This window comes from Arthrobacter sp. CJL-S3, from assembly GCF_056711635.1.
In genome coordinates this window covers 2,592,005-2,612,563 of record NZ_CM160046.1, presented here as the reverse complement: position 1 = coordinate 2,612,563, position 20,559 = coordinate 2,592,005, and the positions used below count along the sequence as shown (strand labels likewise).

Annotated in this window: 21 protein-coding genes and 1 other RNA gene; 11 read left to right on the top strand and 11 right to left on the bottom strand. The window is 68.2% G+C overall.

Going from position 1 to position 20,559, the window contains the following annotated elements:
- Positions 1-3: 3 nt before the first annotated feature.
- Both AC06G6_RS11930 and AC06G6_RS11925 read left to right on the top strand, forming a co-directional pair.
- Positions 4-774: an SDR family oxidoreductase gene (locus tag AC06G6_RS11930; RefSeq protein WP_479822282.1), complete on the top strand. Its 771-nt coding sequence runs from the start codon at positions 4-6 to the stop codon at positions 772-774.
- Entirely contained in the window at positions 774-1,832 is a 1,059-nt protein-coding gene (locus AC06G6_RS11925) for an L-idonate 5-dehydrogenase (RefSeq protein ID WP_479822280.1), read from the top strand. Before AC06G6_RS11930 ends, AC06G6_RS11925 begins: the two co-directional genes overlap by 1 nt.
- On the opposite strand, the gene AC06G6_RS11920 is transcribed toward AC06G6_RS11925, so the two are convergent.
- Positions 1,829-2,557: a FadR/GntR family transcriptional regulator gene (locus tag AC06G6_RS11920; protein ID WP_479822278.1), complete on the bottom strand. Its 729-nt coding sequence runs from the start codon at positions 2,555-2,557 to the stop codon at positions 1,829-1,831. The genes AC06G6_RS11925 and AC06G6_RS11920 overlap by 4 nt on opposite strands.
- A gap of 237 nt (positions 2,558-2,794) precedes the next feature.
- Here AC06G6_RS11920 and gndA point away from each other — a divergent pair, with 237 nt between their 5' ends.
- Positions 2,795-4,231 carry an NADP-dependent phosphogluconate dehydrogenase gene (gndA, locus tag AC06G6_RS11915; protein ID WP_479822276.1) on the top strand — a complete coding sequence of 479 codons (1,437 nt, stop codon included), beginning with the start codon at positions 2,795-2,797 and terminating at the stop codon, positions 4,229-4,231.
- Between the two features lie 141 nt (positions 4,232-4,372).
- Positions 4,373-5,206 (top strand): oxidoreductase, encoded by an 834-nt coding sequence (locus AC06G6_RS11910; RefSeq protein ID WP_479822274.1) that lies wholly within the window; start codon positions 4,373-4,375, stop codon positions 5,204-5,206.
- A gap of 56 nt (positions 5,207-5,262) precedes the next feature.
- Here AC06G6_RS11910 and epsC read toward each other — a convergent pair whose 3' ends face one another.
- From epsC to msrA, 3 genes are all read right to left on the bottom strand, one after another.
- A complete protein-coding gene (epsC, locus tag AC06G6_RS11905) occupies positions 5,263-5,847 on the bottom strand; it encodes a serine O-acetyltransferase EpsC (protein ID WP_479822272.1) in 585 nt (194 codons plus the stop codon).
- 38 nt (positions 5,848-5,885) lie between these two features.
- Positions 5,886-6,821 carry a cysteine synthase A gene (gene cysK / locus AC06G6_RS11900; RefSeq protein ID WP_479822270.1) on the bottom strand — a complete coding sequence of 312 codons (936 nt, stop codon included), beginning with the start codon at positions 6,819-6,821 and terminating at the stop codon, positions 5,886-5,888.
- A gap of 68 nt (positions 6,822-6,889) precedes the next feature.
- Complete coding sequence (msrA, locus tag AC06G6_RS11895) at positions 6,890-7,414, bottom strand: peptide-methionine (S)-S-oxide reductase MsrA (protein ID WP_479822268.1); 525 nt, start codon at positions 7,412-7,414, stop codon at positions 6,890-6,892.
- A 79-nt stretch (positions 7,415-7,493) separates the two neighbouring features.
- On the opposite strand from msrA, the gene AC06G6_RS11890 reads away from it, so the two are divergent.
- Positions 7,494-8,411: a Nif3-like dinuclear metal center hexameric protein gene (locus AC06G6_RS11890; RefSeq protein ID WP_479822266.1), complete on the top strand. Its 918-nt coding sequence runs from the start codon at positions 7,494-7,496 to the stop codon at positions 8,409-8,411.
- Between the two features lie 123 nt (positions 8,412-8,534).
- Complete coding sequence (locus AC06G6_RS11885) at positions 8,535-9,272, top strand: zinc ribbon domain-containing protein (protein ID WP_479822264.1); 738 nt, start codon at positions 8,535-8,537, stop codon at positions 9,270-9,272.
- 60 nt (positions 9,273-9,332) lie between these two features.
- On the opposite strand, the gene AC06G6_RS11880 is transcribed toward AC06G6_RS11885, so the two are convergent.
- Together AC06G6_RS11880 and AC06G6_RS11875 are read right to left on the bottom strand one after the other, a co-directional pair.
- The gene (locus tag AC06G6_RS11880) at positions 9,333-10,097 is read right to left on the bottom strand and encodes a YaaA family protein (RefSeq protein ID WP_479822262.1); all 765 of its coding nucleotides are present in this window, start codon (positions 10,095-10,097) and stop codon (positions 9,333-9,335) included.
- Positions 10,098-10,186: 89 nt separating this feature from the next.
- A complete protein-coding gene (locus tag AC06G6_RS11875) occupies positions 10,187-11,062 on the bottom strand; it encodes an alpha/beta hydrolase-fold protein (protein ID WP_479822260.1) in 876 nt (291 codons plus the stop codon).
- A gap of 72 nt (positions 11,063-11,134) precedes the next feature.
- Here AC06G6_RS11875 and rnpB point away from each other — a divergent pair.
- Positions 11,135-11,528, top strand: an RNA gene (gene rnpB, locus AC06G6_RS11870) — RNase P RNA component class A.
- Positions 11,529-11,689: 161 nt separating this feature from the next.
- A complete protein-coding gene (locus AC06G6_RS11865; RefSeq protein WP_479822258.1) occupies positions 11,690-13,300 on the top strand; it encodes a GMC family oxidoreductase in 1,611 nt (536 codons plus the stop codon).
- 5 nt (positions 13,301-13,305) lie between these two features.
- Here AC06G6_RS11865 and AC06G6_RS11860 read toward each other — a convergent pair whose 3' ends face one another.
- Positions 13,306-14,157, bottom strand: a complete 852-nt coding sequence (locus AC06G6_RS11860) for a glycerophosphodiester phosphodiesterase (RefSeq protein ID WP_479822256.1) — start codon at positions 14,155-14,157, stop codon at positions 13,306-13,308.
- A 299-nt stretch (positions 14,158-14,456) separates the two neighbouring features.
- Here AC06G6_RS11860 and AC06G6_RS11855 point away from each other — a divergent pair, with 299 nt between their 5' ends.
- The 3 genes from AC06G6_RS11855 to AC06G6_RS11845 all read left to right on the top strand — a co-directional run bounded on the left by AC06G6_RS11855 (position 14,457) and on the right by AC06G6_RS11845 (position 17,139).
- The gene (locus tag AC06G6_RS11855; protein WP_479828651.1) at positions 14,457-15,917 is read left to right on the top strand and encodes a glyceraldehyde-3-phosphate dehydrogenase; all 1,461 of its coding nucleotides are present in this window, start codon (positions 14,457-14,459) and stop codon (positions 15,915-15,917) included.
- A gap of 79 nt (positions 15,918-15,996) precedes the next feature.
- On the top strand, positions 15,997-16,206 hold the full coding sequence (locus tag AC06G6_RS11850; RefSeq protein ID WP_307462644.1) for a hypothetical protein: 210 nt from the start codon (positions 15,997-15,999) through the stop codon (positions 16,204-16,206).
- Between the two features lie 129 nt (positions 16,207-16,335).
- Positions 16,336-17,139, top strand: coding sequence for an HNH endonuclease family protein (locus tag AC06G6_RS11845; RefSeq protein WP_479822254.1), 804 nt, complete (start codon positions 16,336-16,338; stop codon positions 17,137-17,139).
- A gap of 87 nt (positions 17,140-17,226) precedes the next feature.
- Here the strand turns inward: AC06G6_RS11845 and AC06G6_RS11840 are convergent, their stop codons facing one another.
- From AC06G6_RS11840 to AC06G6_RS11825, 4 genes are all read right to left on the bottom strand, one after another.
- A complete protein-coding gene (locus AC06G6_RS11840) occupies positions 17,227-18,057 on the bottom strand; it encodes a hypothetical protein (RefSeq protein ID WP_479822252.1) in 831 nt (276 codons plus the stop codon).
- A gap of 59 nt (positions 18,058-18,116) precedes the next feature.
- On the bottom strand, positions 18,117-18,797 hold the full coding sequence (locus tag AC06G6_RS11835) for a haloacid dehalogenase type II (RefSeq protein ID WP_479822250.1): 681 nt from the start codon (positions 18,795-18,797) through the stop codon (positions 18,117-18,119).
- Positions 18,798-18,945: 148 nt separating this feature from the next.
- Positions 18,946-19,467 carry a hypothetical protein gene (locus AC06G6_RS11830; protein ID WP_479822248.1) on the bottom strand — a complete coding sequence of 174 codons (522 nt, stop codon included), beginning with the start codon at positions 19,465-19,467 and terminating at the stop codon, positions 18,946-18,948.
- A complete protein-coding gene (locus AC06G6_RS11825; RefSeq protein WP_479822246.1) occupies positions 19,464-20,444 on the bottom strand; it encodes a 1-phosphofructokinase family hexose kinase in 981 nt (326 codons plus the stop codon). Before AC06G6_RS11825 ends, AC06G6_RS11830 begins: the two co-directional genes overlap by 4 nt.
- Between the last annotated feature and the right edge of the window lie 115 nt (positions 20,445-20,559).

Sequence of the window (20,559 nt, the reverse complement as noted above, 5' to 3'; positions counted from 1 at the left end):
ACCATGAGTGGACTTTTTGACCTGACCGGCCGGACCGCACTGGTCACCGGCTCCAGCCGGGGGATCGGCAACGCCCTGGCCCGGGCGCTCGCCGACGCCGGTGCCACGGTGGTGCTCAACGGCATCAACCCCGAACGGCTCAAGGCAGCGGAGGCCGCCATGGCCGCGGACTATCCGCCCGGCCGGGTGCACAGCTGCGCTTTCGACGTCACGAGCGACGCCGAGGCGGCCGGAGGGGTGGCCTGGGTGGAAGAGAACGTCGGACCGCTGGGCATCCTGGTCAACAACGCCGGCATCCAGCACCGTGTCCCGATGCTGGACCTGGACGTCGCCGACTGGGACCGGGTGATCTCCACGGACCTGACCAGCGCATTCCTGGTGGGGCGGGCGGCCGCACGGCACATGATTCCCCGCGGCCGGGGCAAGATCATCAACATCTGCTCGGTGCAAGCGGACCTGGCCCGGCCCACCATCGCCCCCTATATTGCCGCCAAGGGCGGGCTCCGGAACCTGACCCGTGCCATGACGGCCGAATGGGCGGGGTCCGGCCTGCAGATCAACGGCCTTGCGCCCGGCTACATCCACACCGAAATGACGCAGAACCTCGTCGACGATGAGGGGTTCAACGCCTGGATCCTGGGCCGGACCCCGGCGCACCGGTGGGGGACCGTGCAGGACCTGGCCGGCCCGGCGGTGTGGCTCGCGTCCGACGGCTCGGATTTCGTCAACGGCCAGACCATCTTCATCGACGGCGGAATGACGGTGGTGGTCTGATGCGCGGCGTCCCGGAACTGCCGGCAACAGCGGCCGCCGTGGTGGCCCATGCCGCCGGCGACCTCCGGATCGAGGACGTACCCGTGTCCGCACCGGCTCCCGATGAAGCGGTGGTCGAAGTGGCGTTCGGCGGCATCTGCGGCTCGGACCTGCACTACTGGATGCACGGTGCGGCCGGTGAGTCGGTCCTCCGGCAGCCGATGGTCCTCGGCCACGAGATCGTGGGAACGGTGCTCGTGGCGGCCGGTGACGGCACCGGGCCCGGGCCGGGCACGGCCGTCGCGGTGCATCCGGCCACGCCCGGCCCTGGCGCCGCCCGGTATCCAGCGGACCGCCCGAATCTCTCCCCGGGCTGCACATACCTGGGCAGCGCCGCGCGCGTCCCCCACACCGACGGGGCGTTCAGCCGGTACGCCACTCTTCCGGCCCGGATGCTCCGTCCCCTGCCCGAGGGCCTGGAGCTCAGGACCGCGGCCCTGGTGGAACCGGCCAGTGTCGCGTGGCACGCCGTCTCGCGTGCCGGCGACGTGGCGGGCAAGACGGCACTCGTGATCGGCTGCGGCCCCATCGGCGCATTGGCGGTGGCCGTCCTCAAACGGGCCGGCGCACGGCGGATCGTGGCCGTGGACATGCACGCACGGCCGCTGGAGATAGCCCGGGCCGTGGGCGCGGACGAGGTCCTCAAGGGCGATGAGGCAGAGGCCATCGCGGCCGTGGAGGCCGACGTCGTCATCGAATCCTCCGGCAGCCACCACGGGCTGGCGTCCGCGGTGCAGGGTGCCGCCCGGGGCGGAAAAGTGGTGATGGTGGGGCTCCTGCCCTCGGGCCCGCAGCCGGTCCTGATCTCGCTGGCGATCACCCGCGAACTGGAGCTACTGGGGTCCTTCCGCTTCAACGACGAAATCGACGACGTCGTGGCCGCCCTCGCGGACGGGTCACTGTTCGTGGACCCGGTGGTCACCCACACGTTCACGCTGGACCGGGGGCTGGAGGCCTTCGAGGTGGCGCGGAACGCGGCCGTGTCCGGCAAGGTGCTGCTGGACTTCCGGGGGTGCTAGGGCCGCTGGACCGGGACGAACACCCTGGGCTGGTCCTTCCATTCGGGTTCCATCTCCGAGATGGTCTCCCGCATGATCCGGTCCGAGGCCTCGCGGGCCGCTGCCGGGTTTCCGGCGGCGATCGCCTCAGCCACGTCCACATGCCACTGCAGCGCCGTGTCGCGGGGGTGGTCCGGCATCAGGCCGTGCACCGTGCGCCCGGTCAGCGTCTCCGCCACCTGACCCACCATGTTGGCGAACATCTCGTTCCCGGAGCCGGTCAGCAGCAGGGAATGGAAGTGGATGTCCAGCTCCAGGAACCGCGGCACGTCCCCGGCCTGGCCGGCGTCGCGCATTTCGTGCGAGACCTCCACGAGTTCGCGGCGGATCTCCTCGGGGGCGTTGGTGGCGGCCAGTTCGGCGGCGACGGGTTCGACGGCGGTGCGCAGCTCTGCGAGGGAGCGCAGCTGCGCGCCGCGGCCCTCGCCGGCGAGGCGCCAGCGGATGACCTGGGGGTCGAAGGGGTTCCAGCGGTCGGCCGGCAGCACCCGGATGCCCACCCGCTTCGTGGTTTCGACCAGTCCGAGCGACTGAAGCACACGCACCGCCTCGCGGACCACCGAACGGGAGACCTTGAGTTCGTCCTCGAGGTGCTCGGCCAGCATGATGTGTCCGGGCGGGAGCTCGCCCGCGACGATGCGGGTGCCGAGGTGCTCAATCGCGCGGTGGTGGAGGCTGGTTGACATAGTCGTAAGCATAGTGGGGCGGACGCGGATCCAGCCCCGTTTCGGCCCGGACGGGCGCAGGCAGGCCGGAAATCATAGACTGATTGTGACGCGCCATATTCCGCCACGTGGGCACTGCTTTCCAGCAGCCGCCGGAAATACATATGGTTTATTGACAGCCACTGATCCCAAGAAGACAGTTCCGCCTTCCCCGCGGGACGAACTGCACATGTTGCACAGAAATGAATTGGAGTTTTGATGTCAGCACACATCGGTGTCACCGGCCTTGCGGTGATGGGGGCCAACCTCGCCCGCAACCTGGCCCGGAACGGCTTCACCGTTGCCCTGCACAACCGTTCCGTCGAAAAGACCGACGCCCTGCTGGAAAAGCACGGCACGGACGGCGACTTTGTCCGCACGGAGACCCTGCAGGAGCTCGTCGATTCCCTGGAGAAGCCGCGCCGGGTGCTGATCATGGTCAAGGCCGGCAAGCCGGTCGACTCCGTGATCGAACAGCTCGAGCCGCTCCTGGAAGCGGGCGACATCATCATCGACGCCGGCAACTCCCACTATGAGGACACCCGCCGCCGCGAGGCCGCGCTCGCCAAGAAGGACCTGCACTTCGTCGGCATCGGCGTCTCCGGCGGTGAGGAAGGCGCCCTCAACGGCCCCTCGATCATGCCCGGCGGCTCGAAGGAGTCCTACGACGCCCTGGGCCCGCTGCTGGAAAAGATCGCCGCGCACGTCGACGGCAAGCCCTGCTGCGCCTGGATCGGCACCGACGGCGCCGGCCACTTCGTCAAGATGGTCCACAACGGCATCGAATACGCCGACATGCAGGTCATCGGTGAAGCCTTCGACCTGCTGCGCTCCGGCGCGGGGATCGAGCCGGCCGAACAGGCCAAGATCTTCGAAGAGTGGAACAGGGGCGACCTGGCCTCCTTCCTGATCGAGATCTCCGCCGAGGTCCTCGGCCACGTGGATGCGAAGACCGGCAAACCGTTCGTCGACGTCGTGGTGGACGCCGCCGGCCAGAAGGGCACCGGCCGCTGGACGGTCATCTCCGCCCTCGAACTGGGCTCCCCGACCTCGGGCATCGCCGAATCGGTCTTCGCCCGGGCGCTGTCCTCCCAGACGGAGCAACGCAAGCTGGCCCAGGAGCTGCTCGCCGGTGCCGAGGCCGACATCGAGGTCCCCGAGAGCTTCGTCGAGGATGTCCGGCAGGCGCTCTACGCCTCCAAGCTGGTCTCCTACGCGCAGGGGCTGGACATGCTCACCTCGGCCGCCAAGGAATACGGCTGGGACCTGAAGCTGGACGAGATCGCCTCGCTGTGGCGCGGCGGCTGCATCATCCGCGCCGAACTGCTCAAGGAGATCACCAAGGCCTACGCCGCGGCGGAGAAGCCGGCGAACCTGCTGTTCGCCCCGGCGTTCACCAAGGCGATCGCCGACGTCCTCCCGGCCTGGCGCCGGGTGGTCTCGACCGCGGTCCAGCTCGGCATCCCGGTGCCGGTGTTCTCCTCCTCGCTGGCCTACTACGACGGCCTGCGCCGCAAGCGACTGCCGGCCGCCGTGATCCAGGGCCAGCGCGACCTCTTCGGCGCGCACACTTACGGCCGCGTCGACGCCGAAGGCACCTTCCACACCCTCTGGGGCGAGGACAAGTCTGAAATCGAGGCAGTGGACACCCACTAGTCCGCCACTGACGCCGGACGGCCGGTGCTCCCCGTTACTCTGGGAGCACCGGCCGTTCGTGTTTCCCCGGGATCCCGTCCCGGCCGTCATGCAGTGTCAGTTCCAGCAACCGTTCCCGCCAGCGTCCCAGGAGTGCAGCAGATGACCCAGCCCGTAGCATTTGTCACCGGTGCCTCCACCGGAATCGGTTACGAGACCGCGTGGAAGCTCGCGGCCCGCGGTTTCACCGTCTACGCCGGTGCCCGCCGGGTCGAGAAAATGGAGCCCCTCAAGGCCCACGGAGTGACGGTCGTGGAGCTGGACGTCACGAGCGAGGAATCCATGACCGCCGCCGTCGAGCAGGTGATTGCCGCCCACGGCCGGGTCGACGTCCTGGTGAACAATGCCGGCTACGGCTCCTACGGCTCGCTGGAGGAAGTGGAGCTGGCTGAGGGGCGCCGGCAGTTCGACGTCAACCTCTTCGGGCTGGCGCGGATGACCCAGCTGGTGCTCCCCGGGATGCGGGCCGCCGGGCGGGGGAGGATCATCAACGTGTCCTCGATCGGCGGACAGATGTATGAGCCGCTGGGCGCCTGGTACCACGCGACGAAATTCGCCGTCGAGGGCCTGAGCGATTCCCTGAGGGTCGAACTCAAGCCGCACGGCATCGACGTGTCCATCATCGAGCCGTCCGGAACCGCCTCGGAGTGGGGCGCCATCTCCGGCGACAGCCTGCTGGCCACGTCCGGCCGCGGGCCCTACATGGACCAGGCGAAGGTGGTGGCCGCGGCGCTGGCGTCCACCGTCGGCTCCAGCATGTCCACGCCTCCGGACGTCATTGCCGACGCCATCGTCCACGCCGCGACGTCCCCGAAGCCCAAGACGCGCTATCCGGTGGGCAAGGGCGCCCGGGCCATCCTGCTGCTGCGCCGGCTGCTGCCGGACCGGGCCTTCGACGTCGTCATCTGGAACGTCTACAAGCGGTTCCCCGCGTAGCGTCAGCGTCCCGTTTCCGGGGGAGCAGGAATCACCGGTCTGATCCGGTATTGAGTCTAGATGTGGTAGTCGATCAGGTATTCGGCCGGGTCGACGGCGGGCTTGGTCTCCCGCTGGGCGTCCCGGTGCCGCCAGGTGGCCGGCACGCCCGTCAGGATCGACTCTGCCGGCGCGTCCTTGACCACCACGGCGTTGGCGCCCACGGCGCTGTCCCGGCCGATGGTGATGGGGCCCAGGATCTTGGCTCCCGCGCCGATCACGACGCGGTCCTCGATGGTGGGGTGGCGCTTGACCTTGGCCAGGGAGCGGCCACCGAGGGTCACACCGTGGTAGATCATGACGTCCTCGCCGATTTCGGCGGTTTCGCCGATGACGACGCCCATGCCGTGGTCGATGAAGAAGCGGCGGCCGATCGTGGCTCCCGGATGGATCTCGATCCCCGTGAGGAACCTCGCCAGCTGGGAGATCAGCCGGGCAGGGAAGCGCAGCGCCGGATTCTGCCACAGCCGGTGCGTCACGCGGTGGAACCAGATCGCGTGCAGGCCGGAGTAGGCAAAGAAGTTCTCGAAAGAACCTCGAGCCGCCGGGTCGTGTGACCGGGCGGCGTCGAGGTCTTCCTTCAGTCTTGCGAAAAAGCTCACAAAGACCTTTCTACGAATTCGTGGACAGCGTTCTGGACTTAGCCGCGGATGTCGTCGTACAGCACGGTGGAGATGTAACGCTCACCGAAGTCGCAGACAATGGCAACAATCAGCTTACCGGCGTTCTCCGGGCGCTTGGCGAGCTCCAAGGCTGCCCAGACAATCGCGCCGGAGGAGATGCCGCCGAGGATGCCTTCCTTGACGCCGAGTTCGCGGGCCACGCGGACTGAGTCCTCAAGGGTGGCGTCGATGACCTCGTCGTAGACGTTGGTGTCCAGGATCTCCGGGACGAAGTTCGCGCCGAGGCCCTGGATCTTGTGCGGGCCCGGGGCGCCGCCGTTGAGGATGGCGGAGTCCTTCGGCTCGACGGCGATGATCTGGACGTCGGGCTTGCGCTCCTTGAGCACCTGCCCGACGCCGGTGACGGTTCCGCCGGTGCCGACTCCGGCGACGAAGATGTCCACCTTGCCGTCGGTGTCGGACCAGATTTCCTCGGCCGTGGTCTGGCGGTGGACCTCGGGGTTGGCCTCGTTGGCGAACTGCTGGGCCCAGATCGAGTTCTCCGTGTTGGCGACGATCTCCTGGGCCTTCTCCACGGCGCCCCGCATGCCCTCGGAACCGGGAGTCAGCACGATCTCGGCACCGTAGGCACGCAGCATGACACGGCGTTCGGTGGACATGGTCTCCGGCATGGTCAGAATGACCTTGTAGCCGCGGGCCGCGCCCACCATGGCCAGGGCGATGCCGGTGTTGCCGGACGTGCCTTCGACGATGGTGCCGCCGGGCTTGAGGGCGCCGGACTTCTCCGCGGCGTCGACGATCGCGACACCGATGCGGTCCTTGACGCTGTTGGCCGGGTTGTAGAACTCCAGCTTGACGGCCACGGTGGCGTCAAGACCTTCGGCCAGGCGGTTGAGCCGGACCAGCGGTGTGCCGCCGACCAGCTGGGTAACATCGTCATAGATCCGTGCCATGGGTGTCTGCGCCTGTCTGTTGAAGAGGGGATACTGAGGTCAGCCTAACGAGGGCCCGCGGGCCCTCGTTAAGGATTAAGCCATGCAGAGTAATATTTCCTGGCCTTGGCCAGCTTCGGATTGATGATCACCTGGCAGTAGCCCTGCTCCGGGAACTTGCCGTAGTAGTCCTGGTGGATTTCCTCCGCCCGGTGGAACACCGGCAGCCGGCTGACTTCCGTGACGATCGGATGGGCCCAGAGCGGCTGGTTCCGTTCGATCGCCTCCTCGAAGAGGATCTTCTCCTCGGTCGTCTCATAGAACATCGAGGAGCGGTACTGCGTTCCGACGTCGTAGCCCTGGCGGTTGAGCGTGGTGGGGTCGTGGAGGACAAAGAACATGTCCAGGATGACCTCCGCCGGGACGATCTCCTCATCGAACGTCACCGCCACCACCTCGGCATGGCCGGTGGTTCCGGAGCAGACGGCGTAGTAGTCGGGGTCGCGGTCATGGCCTCCGGTGTAGCCCGAAACGACGGCGCTGACACCCTTGGTTTTCTGGTAAACGGCGTCGAGGCACCAGAAGCAGCCTCCGCCGAGGACAAAAGTTCTCATGCTCTCTTCAATGGTTGAAGGGCCCCGATGATTCCCGGCGTCTGCGGGGGAGGCCGCCCGATAGGGTAAAAATGGGGGTATGGAACCTGTAAACACCGACGTTTCAGCCGGCCCTTCCGAAGGAAACGGCGCCGCCGGCAACGGATCCGGGGAAACACCCGGGACGCCCACCCTGGGCATGGTCCTGCTGGCCGTCGAGGAGCTCTGGCCCGAATCGCTCGCGGAGGACTGGGACGAAGTGGGCCTCGTGGCCGGCCGCCCGTCCGCCGGGGTGAGCAGGATCCTCTTCGCCGTTGATCCCACCCTTGAGGTGATCGAGGAGGCCATCGAGTTCGGCGCGGAACTGCTGATCACCCACCATCCGCTGCTGCTCAAGGGTGTCACCTCGGTCGCGGCGACCACCGCCAAGGGCCGGGCCGTGCACCGCCTGATTGAGTCCGGGACCGGCCTGCTGACGGTGCACACCAACGGAGATTCCGCCGTCGGCGGTGTCTCGGATGTCCTGGCCGACGCCCTCGGCCTGCAGAACGTGGCCCCGCTGACCCCGGCCGCGAACGGGCTGCCGGAGGAAGGCATCGGGCGGGTCGGAGACCTCGGGGAGGTCCTGACCCTGGGCGATTTCGCCGCCCGCGTCTTCGGCATCCTGCCCGCGGTCGCCGGCGGGGTGCGTGTGTCCGGGGACCGGGACGGGCTGGTCCGCCGGGTGGCGCTCTGCGGCGGCGCCGGGGATTCGCTCTTCGCAGAGGTCCGTGCGAGCAACGCCGACGTCTACCTGACCGCGGATCTGCGGCACCATCCGGCGTCGGAAGCGCGGGAGGAAGCCGTCAATGACCGGCCGTACCTGATCGATGTTTCCCACTTCGCCAGCGAGTGGCTGTGGCTGCCGGCCGCGGCGGAGGCCCTGGGCAATGTGCTGGGCGACCAGGGGCACGCCGTCGAGATCCGGGTCAGCACCACCAACAGCGATCCATGGGACTTCATTCTGACTCCGGGCTAAGCCTGGCGTGCGAGGGGCCCCGGGTGAGCGTAGCGAAGCCGGGGAGCACGCTAGGCGCTAGAGTCTAGGGAGCGCCGAATAGGTGCCCGGCTCCAGCCGGCAGGGAACAAGCGGAGGTAAATAGTGGCCAAGGCAGCACCGGCGGAACAGTTGAAGTTGCTCGAATTGCAGGGACTTGATGCGAAGCTCAAATCCCTGTCCAACCGCCGCCGAAGCCTTGAAAGCGACTCCCGGATCACCGATCTTGAAGCAGCCCTCGGCGTGGCCAACGGCGAACTCGGTGCCGCGAAGGTGGCAGTCCACGACGCCGAACTCGAGCTCAAGCGCGCCGAAGCGGACGTGGAGCAGGTCGCCTCCCGGATTGAACGCGACGAAGCGAGGCTCAACAGCGGCACCGGCCTCTCCAAGGACCTCGTGGCCCTGCAGCGCGACCTGGTGTCACTGAACAAGCGACGCTCCGACCTCGAAGATGTTGAGCTCGAAGTCCTGGAGCGGCTGGATTCCCTCCGCCTGCGCCAGGCCAGCCAGCAGCAGATTGTCGACGACATCCAGGGCTCCTTCGGTTCTATCCGCGCCGAACTGGACGAACAGCTCGCGGAGATCGCCGCCGAGGCCACCGTGGTGCGCGGCAAGCGCGCCGAGTTCGCCGAGGGGATGGACGCCGGCCTGCTGGCGATCTACGAGAAGACCCTGGCCAAGCGCGGTGTCGGTGCGGCCCGCCTCTTCCACGGAACCTCCGAGGGCTCGGGTATGCAGCTGAGCCCCGGTGACCTCGCCGAGATCAAGGCCGCGGCCGAGGACGACGTAGTTTTCTGCCCGGACTCCGGCTGCATCCTGGTCCGCTCCGCCGACTGGGCCTGACCACCCAACCAGCTGGCAGCAGGGGCCGTTATGGGCCCCCAAAACGGCCTCTGCTGCCAGCTAGTTAGCCAGGATCAGGTTGAGGGTGTGCGGCTTCCGCGCCGTGCCCTCGACCAGTTCCGCCGCCCACCTCTCGGCCGCCGCTTGTCTCAGCTGCGCGGGCGTCCGCGGCGCCTTGCCCCGGCGGGTCAGCAGATGCCGGGCAAGCTCGCCCCGGGTGTGCTTCGCGAAGTGGCTGACCACTTTCCGGACGCCGTTGACCTCGGTGAACACGTTGACGGCGACGGTCTGCGTCGGCGGGGGAGCCCACGCCGCGGCGTACGTGCTGGACCGGCAGTCCACCAGCAGTTCGCCCTCCGCGGCGGCCGCGAGGGCAGTATTGAGTTGCGGCTTCCAGAAGGACGCCAGGCGTCCGACGTCGGGCAGGGCGGTCCCCATCGACAGCCGGTAGGCGGGCACCCGGTCGCCGAAGCGGATGGCACCCCAGAGCGCGGAAATGACCAGCACGCACCCGTCCGCCTTCCCCCGCTGCGCGGGCGTCAGGGAGTTGTAGTCCAGCGCGTCGTACAGCACCCCGGAGTAGACCTGGTGGGCGGGCGCTGCCGGCTCGGCGTGCAGCCTCGTGTTGCGTTCGACGTCGGCCCGCAGCGAGGCGCCGACGCCCAGGAGCGCCAGGGCGTCCTCGTGCGCGCTGACCGTTCCGAGTCCCTCCAGCACCTTGGCCCGGTAGGTGTTCAGTCCGGGGAAACTCAGGGTGGTCCAGTCGACGGCGTCGCCGGCGGTGGCGGGCGTCTTGCCTTCGGAGGGCGGCAGCAGAATCAGCACCGTCCAATCCTAGCGGCGGCCCGTTGCCGGGACGGTACCGCCCCCGGGCTGCTGCCGGAAACCGGCAGACCCCGTGCGGGGACGCCGGCTCAGCCGAGGTTGCGGCCGAGGAAGGACAGCACCTCAGGCAGGATGGAACGCCAGTAGCTGTAGTCGTGACCGCCGGGCTGGAAGCCGCCTTCGACGGTTCCCGGGAGTTCCGCGCGGTAGTCCCGGACCGTGGCAAAGAGGTCGTCCCCAGTGCCGCAGTCGATCCGCTTGGGCAGCGCCGCGAGGCTGGGCCGGAGCGCGAACGCATCGTGGGCCGCGAAGTCGGCCGGGCCGTCGAAGGCGCCTTCCATGCTTGGTTCATACGACTCCCAGACCGCCGGGCTCATGGCCGCCACGGCCCTGACGCCCGGCAGCCGGCCCTGGGACGCCAGCAGGAGCGAACCGAAGCCGCCCATGGAGAGGCCGAAGAGGCCGATCCTGCCGAGGTCGTACCCCTGACCGCCGAGGAACGGAACAAACTCCTGCACCAGCATCGACTGGGTGTCGCTGCCGTCGGCGCGGCGGTGCCACCAGGTGTCCCCGCCGTCCACGGCGGCCAGGGCGAGCGGGGCGCCGCCGGCGTCGAGGTGCCGCTGGAGGGCCTCGTGGGCCGCCAGGTCGTCCAGCAGGACGGAGTGGCTGCCGTGGAGTCCGTGCAGGAAGAGCGCGATGGGCAGGCCGGGATGCGCGCCGGGCGGCATGTCAGGCGCCGCCAGCGACCAGTGGCTGGCAACCCCCGGGCGGAAGGCCGAGACGAACGAGCCGGTGGCGGTCCGGACTGTCAACGGGGCGGCAGCGGCCGGCGGGACGGTCACGGCGGGAGGGGCCGTCTCCACGGGTGTGAGTCCGTCGGTGCAGGCAGAGAGCGCTGAGGCGCCCAGCCCGATTCCTGCCAGCCCCAGCAGCCGGCGGCGGCTCAGAACGGAATCCTCCATTCCCCGATCATAGGCTCAGCAGCCGGGGGTGTCCGCGGACGGGTCCGCCCTGACCGTAGAATGGACAGCGGATGGGTTGACCAGGCGGCCGCGCGTCACGCAAGTGGCTCGAGGAACGTCCGGGCTCCGCAGGGCAGGGTGGTGGGTAACGCCCACTCGGGGTAACCCGCAGGCCAGTGCCACAGAGAACAGACCGCCTGCGTGCGGCGCGTGCGTGCACGGGCCGCAGGGCAGGTAAGGGTGAAACGGTGGTGTAAGAGACCACCAGCTTCCCGGGTGACCGGGAAGGCTAGGTAAACCCCACCCGGAGCAAGGCCAGACAGGGCACGTTTGAGGGCTGCTCGCCCGAGTGTCCGGGTAGGCTGCTGGAGGGCGTCGGCAACGGCGTTCGTAGATGGATGGCCGCTACTCCCGCCCCGGTAACGGCGCGGGAACACAGAACCCGGCGTATCGGTCAACCCATCCATTCACACCGCGGGGAACCCCCGCCACCGTTTCCGCTGCCGAGGGCCCTCTGCCTGCGCGGATACTGGCCGACCCGAATGCTTGACATCATCGCGGCGGGACCAGAGACTGCAGGGAGCGTTTCAAGCAGCGGTGGGGTCAGCGGAAAGCTTAGGAGCAAGAGTGTCGGACGAGGCAGCATACGACTACGTGATTGCCGGCGGTGGCAGCGGCGGCAGCGTCCTTGCCGGCAGGCTCAGCGAAGACCCCTCAATCCGCGTCCTGCTCCTCGAGGCGGGCAGATCCGACCGCCACCCGTTCATTCACGTCCCGGCCGGCTTCCCGAAGCTGAAGGGCGGGCCCTACCAGTGGGACTACGCGAGCGTGCCGCAAAAGCACAGCAACGGCCGGCGCATCCCGCTCGCCCAGGGCCGCGTGCTGGGCGGCGGGGGGTCCATCAACTCCCAGGTCTTCACGCGCGGCGTGGCCGAGGACTATGACGGCTGGGTCACGGACTATGGCTGCGAGGGCTGGTCCGCTGACGAGGTGAACAAGTACTTTGTCCGCTCGGAGTCGAACAGCCGGCTCTCGGCACCGCACCACGGGACCGAGGGTCCGCTCGGCGTCTCGGACCTCCTGCGTCCGCACAAGCTCTCGGCGGCCTTCGTCAAGGCTGGCCAGGAGTTCGGGCTGCCCTACAACAGCGACTTCAACGGCGCCGAGCAGTACGGCGTCGGCTTCTACCAGACCACGACGAAGAACGGGCGCCGGTGCAGCGCCGCCGTCGCCTACCTCCGGCCCGCCCGTAGGCGGCCCAACCTCACCGTCCGCGCCAACGTCACCGTCTCCAAAGTGATCATCAGCAACGGCCGGGCCGTCGGAATCCAGGCGATCGAGGGCGGCAGCATGCGGACGTATACCGCCAGCCGCGAGGTGATTGTCTCGGCCGGCGCGTTCGGTTCCCCCAAGCTGCTGCAGCTCTCGGGCATCGGCGACCCGGCGGACCTCGCCGCCGCCGGCATCGAGACCGTGCACGCCCTGCCGGGCGTCGGCAAGAACCTGCAGGACCATTGCGACGTCGACATCGTCTACGAACTCACGGACTACCACAGCCTGGACCGGCTGAACCAGGTGCGCCCGGCCACGGTCCTGGCCGGCGTCGAGTACCTCGCGTTCCGGTCGGGCCCGTTCGCGTCCACCCTGGTGGAGGCCGGGGGGTTCAGTTATGCGAACACGGACGAGACGAGCCCCGACCTGCAGTTCCACTTCCTGCCGGCCGCGCGGGTGGGGACCGGCGCCACGGCCTTGAAGCCCGGATTCGGGGCGACGCTGAACTCATACTTCCTGCGGCCGCGGAGCCGGGGAACGGTCCGCCCGGCGTCCTCGGACCCCGCCAAGGCACCGCTGATCGATCCGAACTACCTTGCCGACGACTACGATCTCGAGATGGCCATCGCCGGGGTGCAGCAGAGCCGCGGCATCATGGAGCAGTCGTCGATGGCGGCGCTGACCAAGGCGGAGCACATCGGCGACGGCAGCCGGGTGGAAACCCGGGACGAGTACGTGAAATTCGTGCGTTCCTTCGGCAGGACCTCTTACCACCCGGTCGGTACGTGCTCCATGGGGACCACCGATGAGTCGGTGGTCTCGCCGAGGCTGAAGGTCCATGGACTCGAGGGGCTGCGTGTCGTTGACTCTTCGATCATGCCCCGGCTCGTGAGTGCCAACACGCAGGCGCCCACCATCATGATCGCCGAAAAGGCCGTCGACATGATTCTCCAGGACGCCCGGTAGGCGGACTAGAGGCCCAGCTGCTCCGCCAGCTCCCACGGAGTGTCGGTGAAGACTCCGTCCGCGCCTTCCGCCCGCAGCCTCGCTGCGGTTGCTGCGTCGTTGACGGTATAGGGCCACACGGTCAGCCCGGAGTCTTTTAGCCTGCCCAGGTAGCCCGGGCTGATGCTTTGGTGCGGGCCGACGTGACCGATGCCGCTGGAGCTGATCGACGCCGGATCCGGTTCCTCCCCGTCCCGCAGGAGATACAGCACCTGCAGCCCGGACCGGGCCAGGGCCTGGGCGGCAGGGAAGCTGAACGTCTGCACCACCACCTTGTCCTGGATGCCGCGCTCCAGGATGGTCTCCGCGAAGGCGGCCGGATCGATCGCAGGGTCCTTCAGTTCGGGGACCAGGATGTTCCGCCCGCCGTACAGATCCAGCATGGCTTCCCACGTCGTCGGGGTGCCCTCGGCGCCGCCCAGCGGGTGCCTGATGCGGGCCGCGGCCCACTGCTCCGCGGTGATGCCGGCGGGAGGGCCGCTCAGGCCGGACATGCTCCGCTCGGCGGCGGCGTCGTGCAGCGGAACGAGGGTCCCGTCCCGGAGCTGCCGCAGATCCGTTTCGATCGGGTACGCCGTCCTGCCCACGGCCTCGAAGGCCTCCGCGGAGGACTCGGGATAGACCAGCGCTCCGCCGCGGTGCGCCACCAGGGTGAACGGTGCCGCTGATGCTGGACCCGACGACGCCGGGCCGGCCGGCGCCGCCGCCGCTGGACTTGACGACGCCGGGCTTGACGACGCCGGGCTAGCCGGCGGTGCCGCCGCTGCGCAGCCGGAGCACAGCGCGACGCCCAGCAGCAGAGCCCCAATCTTGAACATCGCCCCAGCGTAGCTGGCCCCCGGCTCTGTGTGAGTCATTTCACGCGTCACCGGGGACCGGACCGTGCCGGGCCGCCGGTAGACTGGACGGTGAACGTAGAAGTTCTGCCGCCGGGTCTGCGTTCGCAGCCGGCGTTTTTCTTTGCTCGACACAGGCGCCCGGGGTGGACCGAATCCCTGCCGGCGCCGAGGTTCCGGACACCCTCCGGCAGCCGACAACCGCATACGACGCCGTATGTGGTGGATTCTAGGAAGGTATTTCTGTGAGCCAGACGTCAGATTCTTGTCTTGATACGTGGATGGGCCGGGAGGCGCTCGCCGAGGCCATGATCCCGGTGATCGGCCGGCTGTACCGCGAGAACAACGTGGTCACGTCCATCCACGGCCGCAGCCTGATCAACAAGTCCACCATGAACATCCTCAAGGCACACCGTTTCGCCCGCCGGATGAGCAAGGAAGAACTGCGTCTCGAAGAGACCGCCCCGCTGCTGGATGCCCTGACCAAACTGGAGCTCGGCGCCGCAGCCATCGACATTGCGCGCCTCACCGAGAAGTACCGCGTCGAGGGCAACGGCGCCACGCTGGACGAGTTCCTCCGCAAGGAACTCGCCGAGGTTGTCGGCAAGCGCGGCGGCGACGACCGCACGAGCACCGACGTCGTGCTCTACGGCTTCGGCCGCATCGGCCGGCTCCTGGCCCGCCTCCTGATCGAAAAGGCCGGCGGCGGGCACGGCCTGCGCCTGCGCGCCATCGTGGTCCGCCGCGGTTCGGACAACGACCTCACCAAGCGCGCCAGCCTGCTGCGCCGCGACTCGGTCCACGGCTCGTTCGAAGGCACCATCAAGCTGGACCTCGAGAACGACACCATCACCGCCAACGGCGTCCAGATCCAGGTCATCTACTCGGACAACCCGGCCACGGTCGACTACACCGCCTACGGCATCCACGACGCCCTCGTTGTCGACAACACGGGACGCTGGCGCGACGCCGACGGCCTGTCCCAGCACCTGAAGAGCAAGGGCGTTGCCCGGGTGCTGCTCACCGCCCCGGGCAAGGGCGACCTGAAGAACATCGTGCACGGCATCAACCACGGCACCATCACCGACTCGGACAAGATCGTCTCCGCGGCCTCCTGCACAACCAACGCCATCACCCCGGTGCTCAAGGCGATCAACGACCGCTACGGCGTCGTGCACGGCCACGTCGAGACGGTCCACTCCTTCACCAACGACCAGAACCTGATCGACAACTTCCACAAGGGTGACCGCCGCGGCCGCTCCGCCGCGCTGAACATGGTCATCACCGAGACCGGTGCCGCCAAGGCCGTGGCCAAGGCCCTGCCGGAACTGCTCGGCAAGCTCACCGGCAGCTCCATCCGCGTCCCCACCCCGGACGTGTCCCTGGCCATCCTGAACCTGAGCCTGGAAAACGGCACCACCAAGGACGAGGTCAACGACTACCTGCGGGAAATGTCGCTGCACTCTGAACTGCGCAAGCAGGTCGACTACATCGATTCACCCGAGGTTGTCTCCACGGACTTCGTCGGCTCGCGCCGTGCAGGGATTGTCGACGGACTGGCCACCATCTCCAACGACAAGAACCTCGTCCTCTACGTCTGGTACGACAACGAGTTCGGCTACAGCTGCCAGGTGGTCCGCGTGATGGAGGAAATGGCCGGCGTGAACCCGCCGTCGTTCCCCGCCAAGGACGCAGCCGCAACCCTGGAGGCAGCCGGCCTGCCCGTCGAGGTCACGGCCTGACCCCACCTCCGTGAATCTGTTCCGCCTTTCCCGGCCGGTTCCTCTGGAATCGGCCGGGAAAGGGCACCACAATGGTGCAATGGAACAGAACTCGGCTGTGGAGCACGAAACCACTCTGGAACACGCCCTGGACGTTGCCCGGCGGAACGCCAAGGAAGCCAAACGGCTTCTCGACGATGCCCGCGCCAAACATGCGGCCGGTGATGTCGACGAGGCACGGGTCCGGCAACTTGAATCCCTTTTGGCCCTCGCCAACGAAGACCTGGTGCGGGTGACGAAAGAGAACTAGCACGGCACCCGTCCTCCACACTGTGGATAACGCCTGCAGCGGCGGTGGCCGGGCCTAGGCTTCAAGGGTGGAAAGAAATCGGCCCGCCCCGGGACGCTCCGGACCCGGACTCCCTGCCCGGGGGCCGTCTTGACGCTCACCTGGCCGGAATTCCGGCGGGAACGACGGCGGTCCCGCCAGGCGTGGGTCCTGCTGGGCGCCGCGGCACTCGCCGTTGTCGCGGGTCTCGGCTGGTTCTTCACCACCGGGCAGTTTGTCATTGCCGAGCCGCCCACAGACGGACCCCGCGAGGTGCCGGTGCTGGCAGCCGGCTGGATGAACCCCGTCCCTGCGGTGCGGCCCGTTCCCCGGGGTCCCGCCGCGGCGTTGCTGGACACGCTCCCGGTCAAGGGCCGGGCGGGCCTGGACAACTACGACCGCAGCGCCTTCGGCCGGGCCTGGCTGGACGTGGACCGCAACGGCTGTGACACCCGCAACGACATCCTGCGCCGCGACCTTTCGGGCACCGAGTTCACCGGGGACTCCCGCTGCCAGGTCGCCGGCGGCACCTTCCGGGAACCGTACACCGGCCGCCGGCTCACGTTCCGCAGGGGAGCCGGGAGCAGCGTGGAGGTGCAGATCGACCACGTGGTGGCGCTGGGGGATGCCTGGCAGAAGGGCGCCCAGGAGTTGACCGCCGAGCAACGCGAGTCCCTGGCGAACGACCCGCTGAACCTGATCGCCGTCGACGGCCCGGCCAACCAGGACAAAAGCGCCGCCGACGCCGCCACCTGGCTTCCCCCGAACAAAGCCTTCCGCTGCCACTACGTCGCCCGGCAGGTCTCCGTCAAGGGCGCCTACCGGCTGTGGGTCACTCCGGCGGAAAAGGACGCCATGCAGCGGATCCTCGCCTCCTGTCCGGGGCAGCAGACGGTTGTCGCGGCCGCTCAGTAGAATTCATCCATGGATAGGCCTGGGCCGGCCGGTAAGGAGATTCGTGGCTGACCGGGCAACAGGCCGTACTCACAGCGCTGCAAATTCTTATCCACGCATTTTGTTCTGGAGGTACCGGGTGACCCATTCCTGAAGCTGCGCGGTGTTCCAGCCGGGTGTGGTGACAAGGAGTACTTCGCGGTCTTCACGGACGACGCCGGTAATCCCGTCCTCTCTCGCCAGGTTCTTGACCATACGGTCCACCATGCGGGAGTACTCGTGGGCGACGTCCTCGCGCAACGACACCTCAAGCTCCCGCCCGCGGAGCTCGTCTTCACCCAGGTCCTCGACCTCGACAAGCGGTTCATCCTCGGCGGCTGATTCCTCGTTGATACCGTTCAGCGCGTCAATGACCGCCGCAGCCATGCGGGCCAGCTTATCGTCATCTGATGGGCGCCCCCCGCTGGCCTGTCCTCGGGCAAGTCCAGGGACGAGGTGAGGAAGGGGTACCTCCTCGTTGTCGTGGGCGAGCACGGGGTGGTTCTGCCACATGTAGGACCTGATGCGGTTGTATCCGACCCTCCACCGGGCTTCGGGGGCTCCTTGCTCCACGACCCGGCACAGGTAGGAAATGACCCCATCGATGACCGCAATTGATTCGGGCGACAGGATCGGCTCTGAGCCGATACCATACCGAAGCCATGTGGGGCTGGTCGAGGCATCAGACTCCGCGGTTTCCGTCGTCCTCTCGGTCAGTACCGATTTCACCCAGCGCCAGAGGGGTACGAGGCTCTCCACTGTCCCGTCGAGGTTGACACTACCGTCGGAATGTTCGGCTAGATATCGGGTCAGATGCTCCAACGCGAGTGGCCGCTCATCGAGAAACTCCTGCAGCGCTGCGGCGGCCTCCTGCTTGCTCATCTCCGCGTAGGACTTCATGGTGCCGGAATGACATCCGGGTGTCCCTGAATCCGCCGCACTGTTGTCACCTGCCCGCGTCAGTCCGTTGCCGCCACAAATTCTGGAAGCTCCGTCAAAGCGGTGACAGTGATCTCCGGAGCCTCGAAGTACCCCGGGTAGGCCGCTCCCGTCCGGTTCAGCCAGGCGGTGCGCAATCCGGCACGCGCCGCACCGTGGATGTCCCAGGGATGGACGGCGACCAGCAGCATGGCCGACGTCTCGGTTGCGGCGGCCCCGGCCGCATATTCGTAGGATGCACGCGCAGGCTTCCAAGCCGGCGCGTCTTCAACCGAAAGCAACATCTCGAACTCGTCACGGATCCCAGCCTCGCTGAACAGCTTCCCGGCGATCTGGGCCGAGCCGTTGCTGAGCGTGATCAGCCGGAACCCGGCGGCGGAGAGTGCGCGGACCCCGGCCGGGACATCCGGATGCACCGCGAGGCCGGTCATGCCGCCCATGACATGTTCGACCGCCGAGTCAAGAGGGCGGTCAACCTCCACCCCGGTCAGTAGCTCCCGGAGTACCTCGGCCCCGATGGCGGCGAATGATCCGTTGTCTCCGCTGGCCGTAAGTGCGAAGCCGTCGCGCAGAAGCGTCGCGAACCAAAGCTTTGCCAGTTCAGCCGGTGCCCCGACGTCGCTGAAGCGTACCCCCATGGGGGACATGTCAGAGAGGGTCTCGTTGACATCAAAGACGATGACTGGCAAGGCGGTGGTCATGGATTCTCCCGGTGTGGTGTGCAGGTCTCCCGTCCCAGTCTGCCGCCTTCCGCGTCCATCCGGAGCCATGCAAGGCCCATCGCCGGCGTCACGGCGCACCGGCCCAAGGCCCCGCCGGCGACGGAACCGGACAAGGACCCCTGTTCGCCTAGATAAAGAGCCTGACGGGGCCGGCGGTCTCCGGGCCGCCGCAGGCCTCGCTGCCGCCCACCCGGGCCCAGCGCGGTTCCACGTCGCGCTGCGCCAGAACGCTGCCGTCTGCCGAGTACGCCCTGATGGTCACCGTCTTCGGGGACTGCATCATGAGGCTGACCTGCCAGGTCCGGTCGTCCACCCGCGCCGCCGTGAAGGGGCTGTAGCCCGGCGCGGATGGTGTCGGCAGGGACCGGGACGGCGCAGGGGTGACCGCCAGGGTTGTGGCCGGGGCGGGCACGGCGCCCGGGGTGAGGGAGGTCTCGGGAACACGCGCCGGGCCGTCCGCGCGGACCGAGCAGACGCCTTCCGCACAGAAATCCACCAGGCTGACCTTCTCCACGCTGCCATCCAGGGACACGGTGAGGGTGTTGAACCACGCAATGGCAGGGCAGACGTTGGGTTCGGAGCCGGAACAGCCCGCGGCGGCGGCAGCCAGCAGCAGCGCCGCAGCCAGCCCGGCCGGACCCGTCTTCACTGTCCGGTACCCCCGTCCAAGGCCTCGGCGGTGAGCTGCGCCTCCAGCCGTTCGACGTCGCCGCGGTGGCAGAGCTCGGTGGCCAGCGTCGTCACTGTGGCGCTTCCGGCGGCGACCGCGGCCCGGAGCGCCTCCTCCAGCGTACGGCCCTGGGCCAGCCGGAGGACGAACGCGGCGAGGAAGCTGTCGCCGGCTCCGACGGTGCTGGTCACCTTCACCCGGGGCACGGCCAGCCGCAGAATCCCGGATTTCGAGGCGAGCACGGCACCTTCGCCGCCCAGGGTCAGCGCGACATGTTCCGCAGAGCCGTCCGCGACCAGCGCCGCGGCCGCCTCGACCTGGCTTTCGGCGCTCTCCAGGATCGTTCCAAAATGCAGCCCGAGCTCCCGCCGGCTCGGCTTGACCAGAAAGACCCCTTCGGCGAGGGCCTCGGCCAGGGCCGGTCCGGAGGCGTCCACGATACAGCGCGCATCTTGCTGCCGCGCCAGCCTGGCCACCCGGGCGTAGAAATCCTCCGGGACGCCTGGCGGCAGGCTTCCGCTGGCCACGACATACCCGCCCGCGGGAATCGAATCCGCCACTAGTGCCAGGCACAGACGCCACTCGGGCTCACTCAATTCGGGGCCCTGCAGCACGAAGCGGAACTGCTTGCCCGTCGTCGTCTCATCGACGGTGAAGTCCTGACGGGTGCTTCCCTGGATCGGCACGGCGAGGGTGGGGACGCGTTCGGCTTCGATGAGCCGGCGGTACGCCTCTCCGGTGGGTCCCCCGGCAGTGTAGACCGCCAGGGTCCGGCCGCCGAGGCGCTGGACCACCCGGGACACGTTCACACCGCCGCCGCCCGGGTCGAGGCGGCTGGTGCCGCAGCGCAGCTTGTGGCCGCTGATGACCTGCTCAGTCGTGGTGCTGACGTCCAGGGCGGGGTTGACGGTGAGTGTGAGAATGGGCTGCATCGGCATCGGTCGGGGGGCTTCCATGGCCCAAGCATAGGAGCCTGAGGTTGCCGGTGTCCCCGGCAGGAGGTCCCCTTGTGCCGCAGTCGCCCGCTCGGCGAGAATGGGCGCGGCAGGACTGGCGACACGAAAGTCCGCC

Excerpts from the sequence above, each read along its gene's own strand:
- AC06G6_RS11930 (WP_479822282.1), top strand. The coding sequence starts at position 4 with ATGAGTGGACTTTTTGACCTGACCGGCCGGACCGCACTGGTCACCGGC.
- AC06G6_RS11925 (WP_479822280.1), top strand. The coding sequence starts at position 774 with ATGCGCGGCGTCCCGGAACTGCCGGCAACAGCGGCCGCCGTGGTGGCC.
- AC06G6_RS11920 (WP_479822278.1), bottom strand. The coding sequence starts at position 2,557 with ATGTCAACCAGCCTCCACCACCGCGCGATTGAGCACCTCGGCACCCGC.
- gndA (WP_479822276.1), top strand. The coding sequence starts at position 2,795 with ATGTCAGCACACATCGGTGTCACCGGCCTTGCGGTGATGGGGGCCAAC.
- AC06G6_RS11910 (WP_479822274.1), top strand. The coding sequence starts at position 4,373 with ATGACCCAGCCCGTAGCATTTGTCACCGGTGCCTCCACCGGAATCGGT.
- cysK (WP_479822270.1), bottom strand. The coding sequence starts at position 6,821 with ATGGCACGGATCTATGACGATGTTACCCAGCTGGTCGGCGGCACACCG.
- msrA (WP_479822268.1), bottom strand. The coding sequence starts at position 7,414 with ATGAGAACTTTTGTCCTCGGCGGAGGCTGCTTCTGGTGCCTCGACGCC.
- AC06G6_RS11890 (WP_479822266.1), top strand. The coding sequence starts at position 7,494 with ATGGAACCTGTAAACACCGACGTTTCAGCCGGCCCTTCCGAAGGAAAC.
- AC06G6_RS11875 (WP_479822260.1), bottom strand. The coding sequence starts at position 11,062 with ATGGAGGATTCCGTTCTGAGCCGCCGCCGGCTGCTGGGGCTGGCAGGA.
- AC06G6_RS11860 (WP_479822256.1), bottom strand. The coding sequence starts at position 14,157 with ATGTTCAAGATTGGGGCTCTGCTGCTGGGCGTCGCGCTGTGCTCCGGC.
- AC06G6_RS11855 (WP_479828651.1), top strand. The coding sequence starts at position 14,457 with ATGGGCCGGGAGGCGCTCGCCGAGGCCATGATCCCGGTGATCGGCCGG.
- AC06G6_RS11850 (WP_307462644.1), top strand. The coding sequence starts at position 15,997 with ATGGAACAGAACTCGGCTGTGGAGCACGAAACCACTCTGGAACACGCC.
- AC06G6_RS11840 (WP_479822252.1), bottom strand. The coding sequence starts at position 18,057 with ATGAAGTCCTACGCGGAGATGAGCAAGCAGGAGGCCGCCGCAGCGCTG.
- AC06G6_RS11835 (WP_479822250.1), bottom strand. The coding sequence starts at position 18,797 with ATGACCACCGCCTTGCCAGTCATCGTCTTTGATGTCAACGAGACCCTC.
- AC06G6_RS11825 (WP_479822246.1), bottom strand. The coding sequence starts at position 20,444 with ATGGAAGCCCCCCGACCGATGCCGATGCAGCCCATTCTCACACTCACC.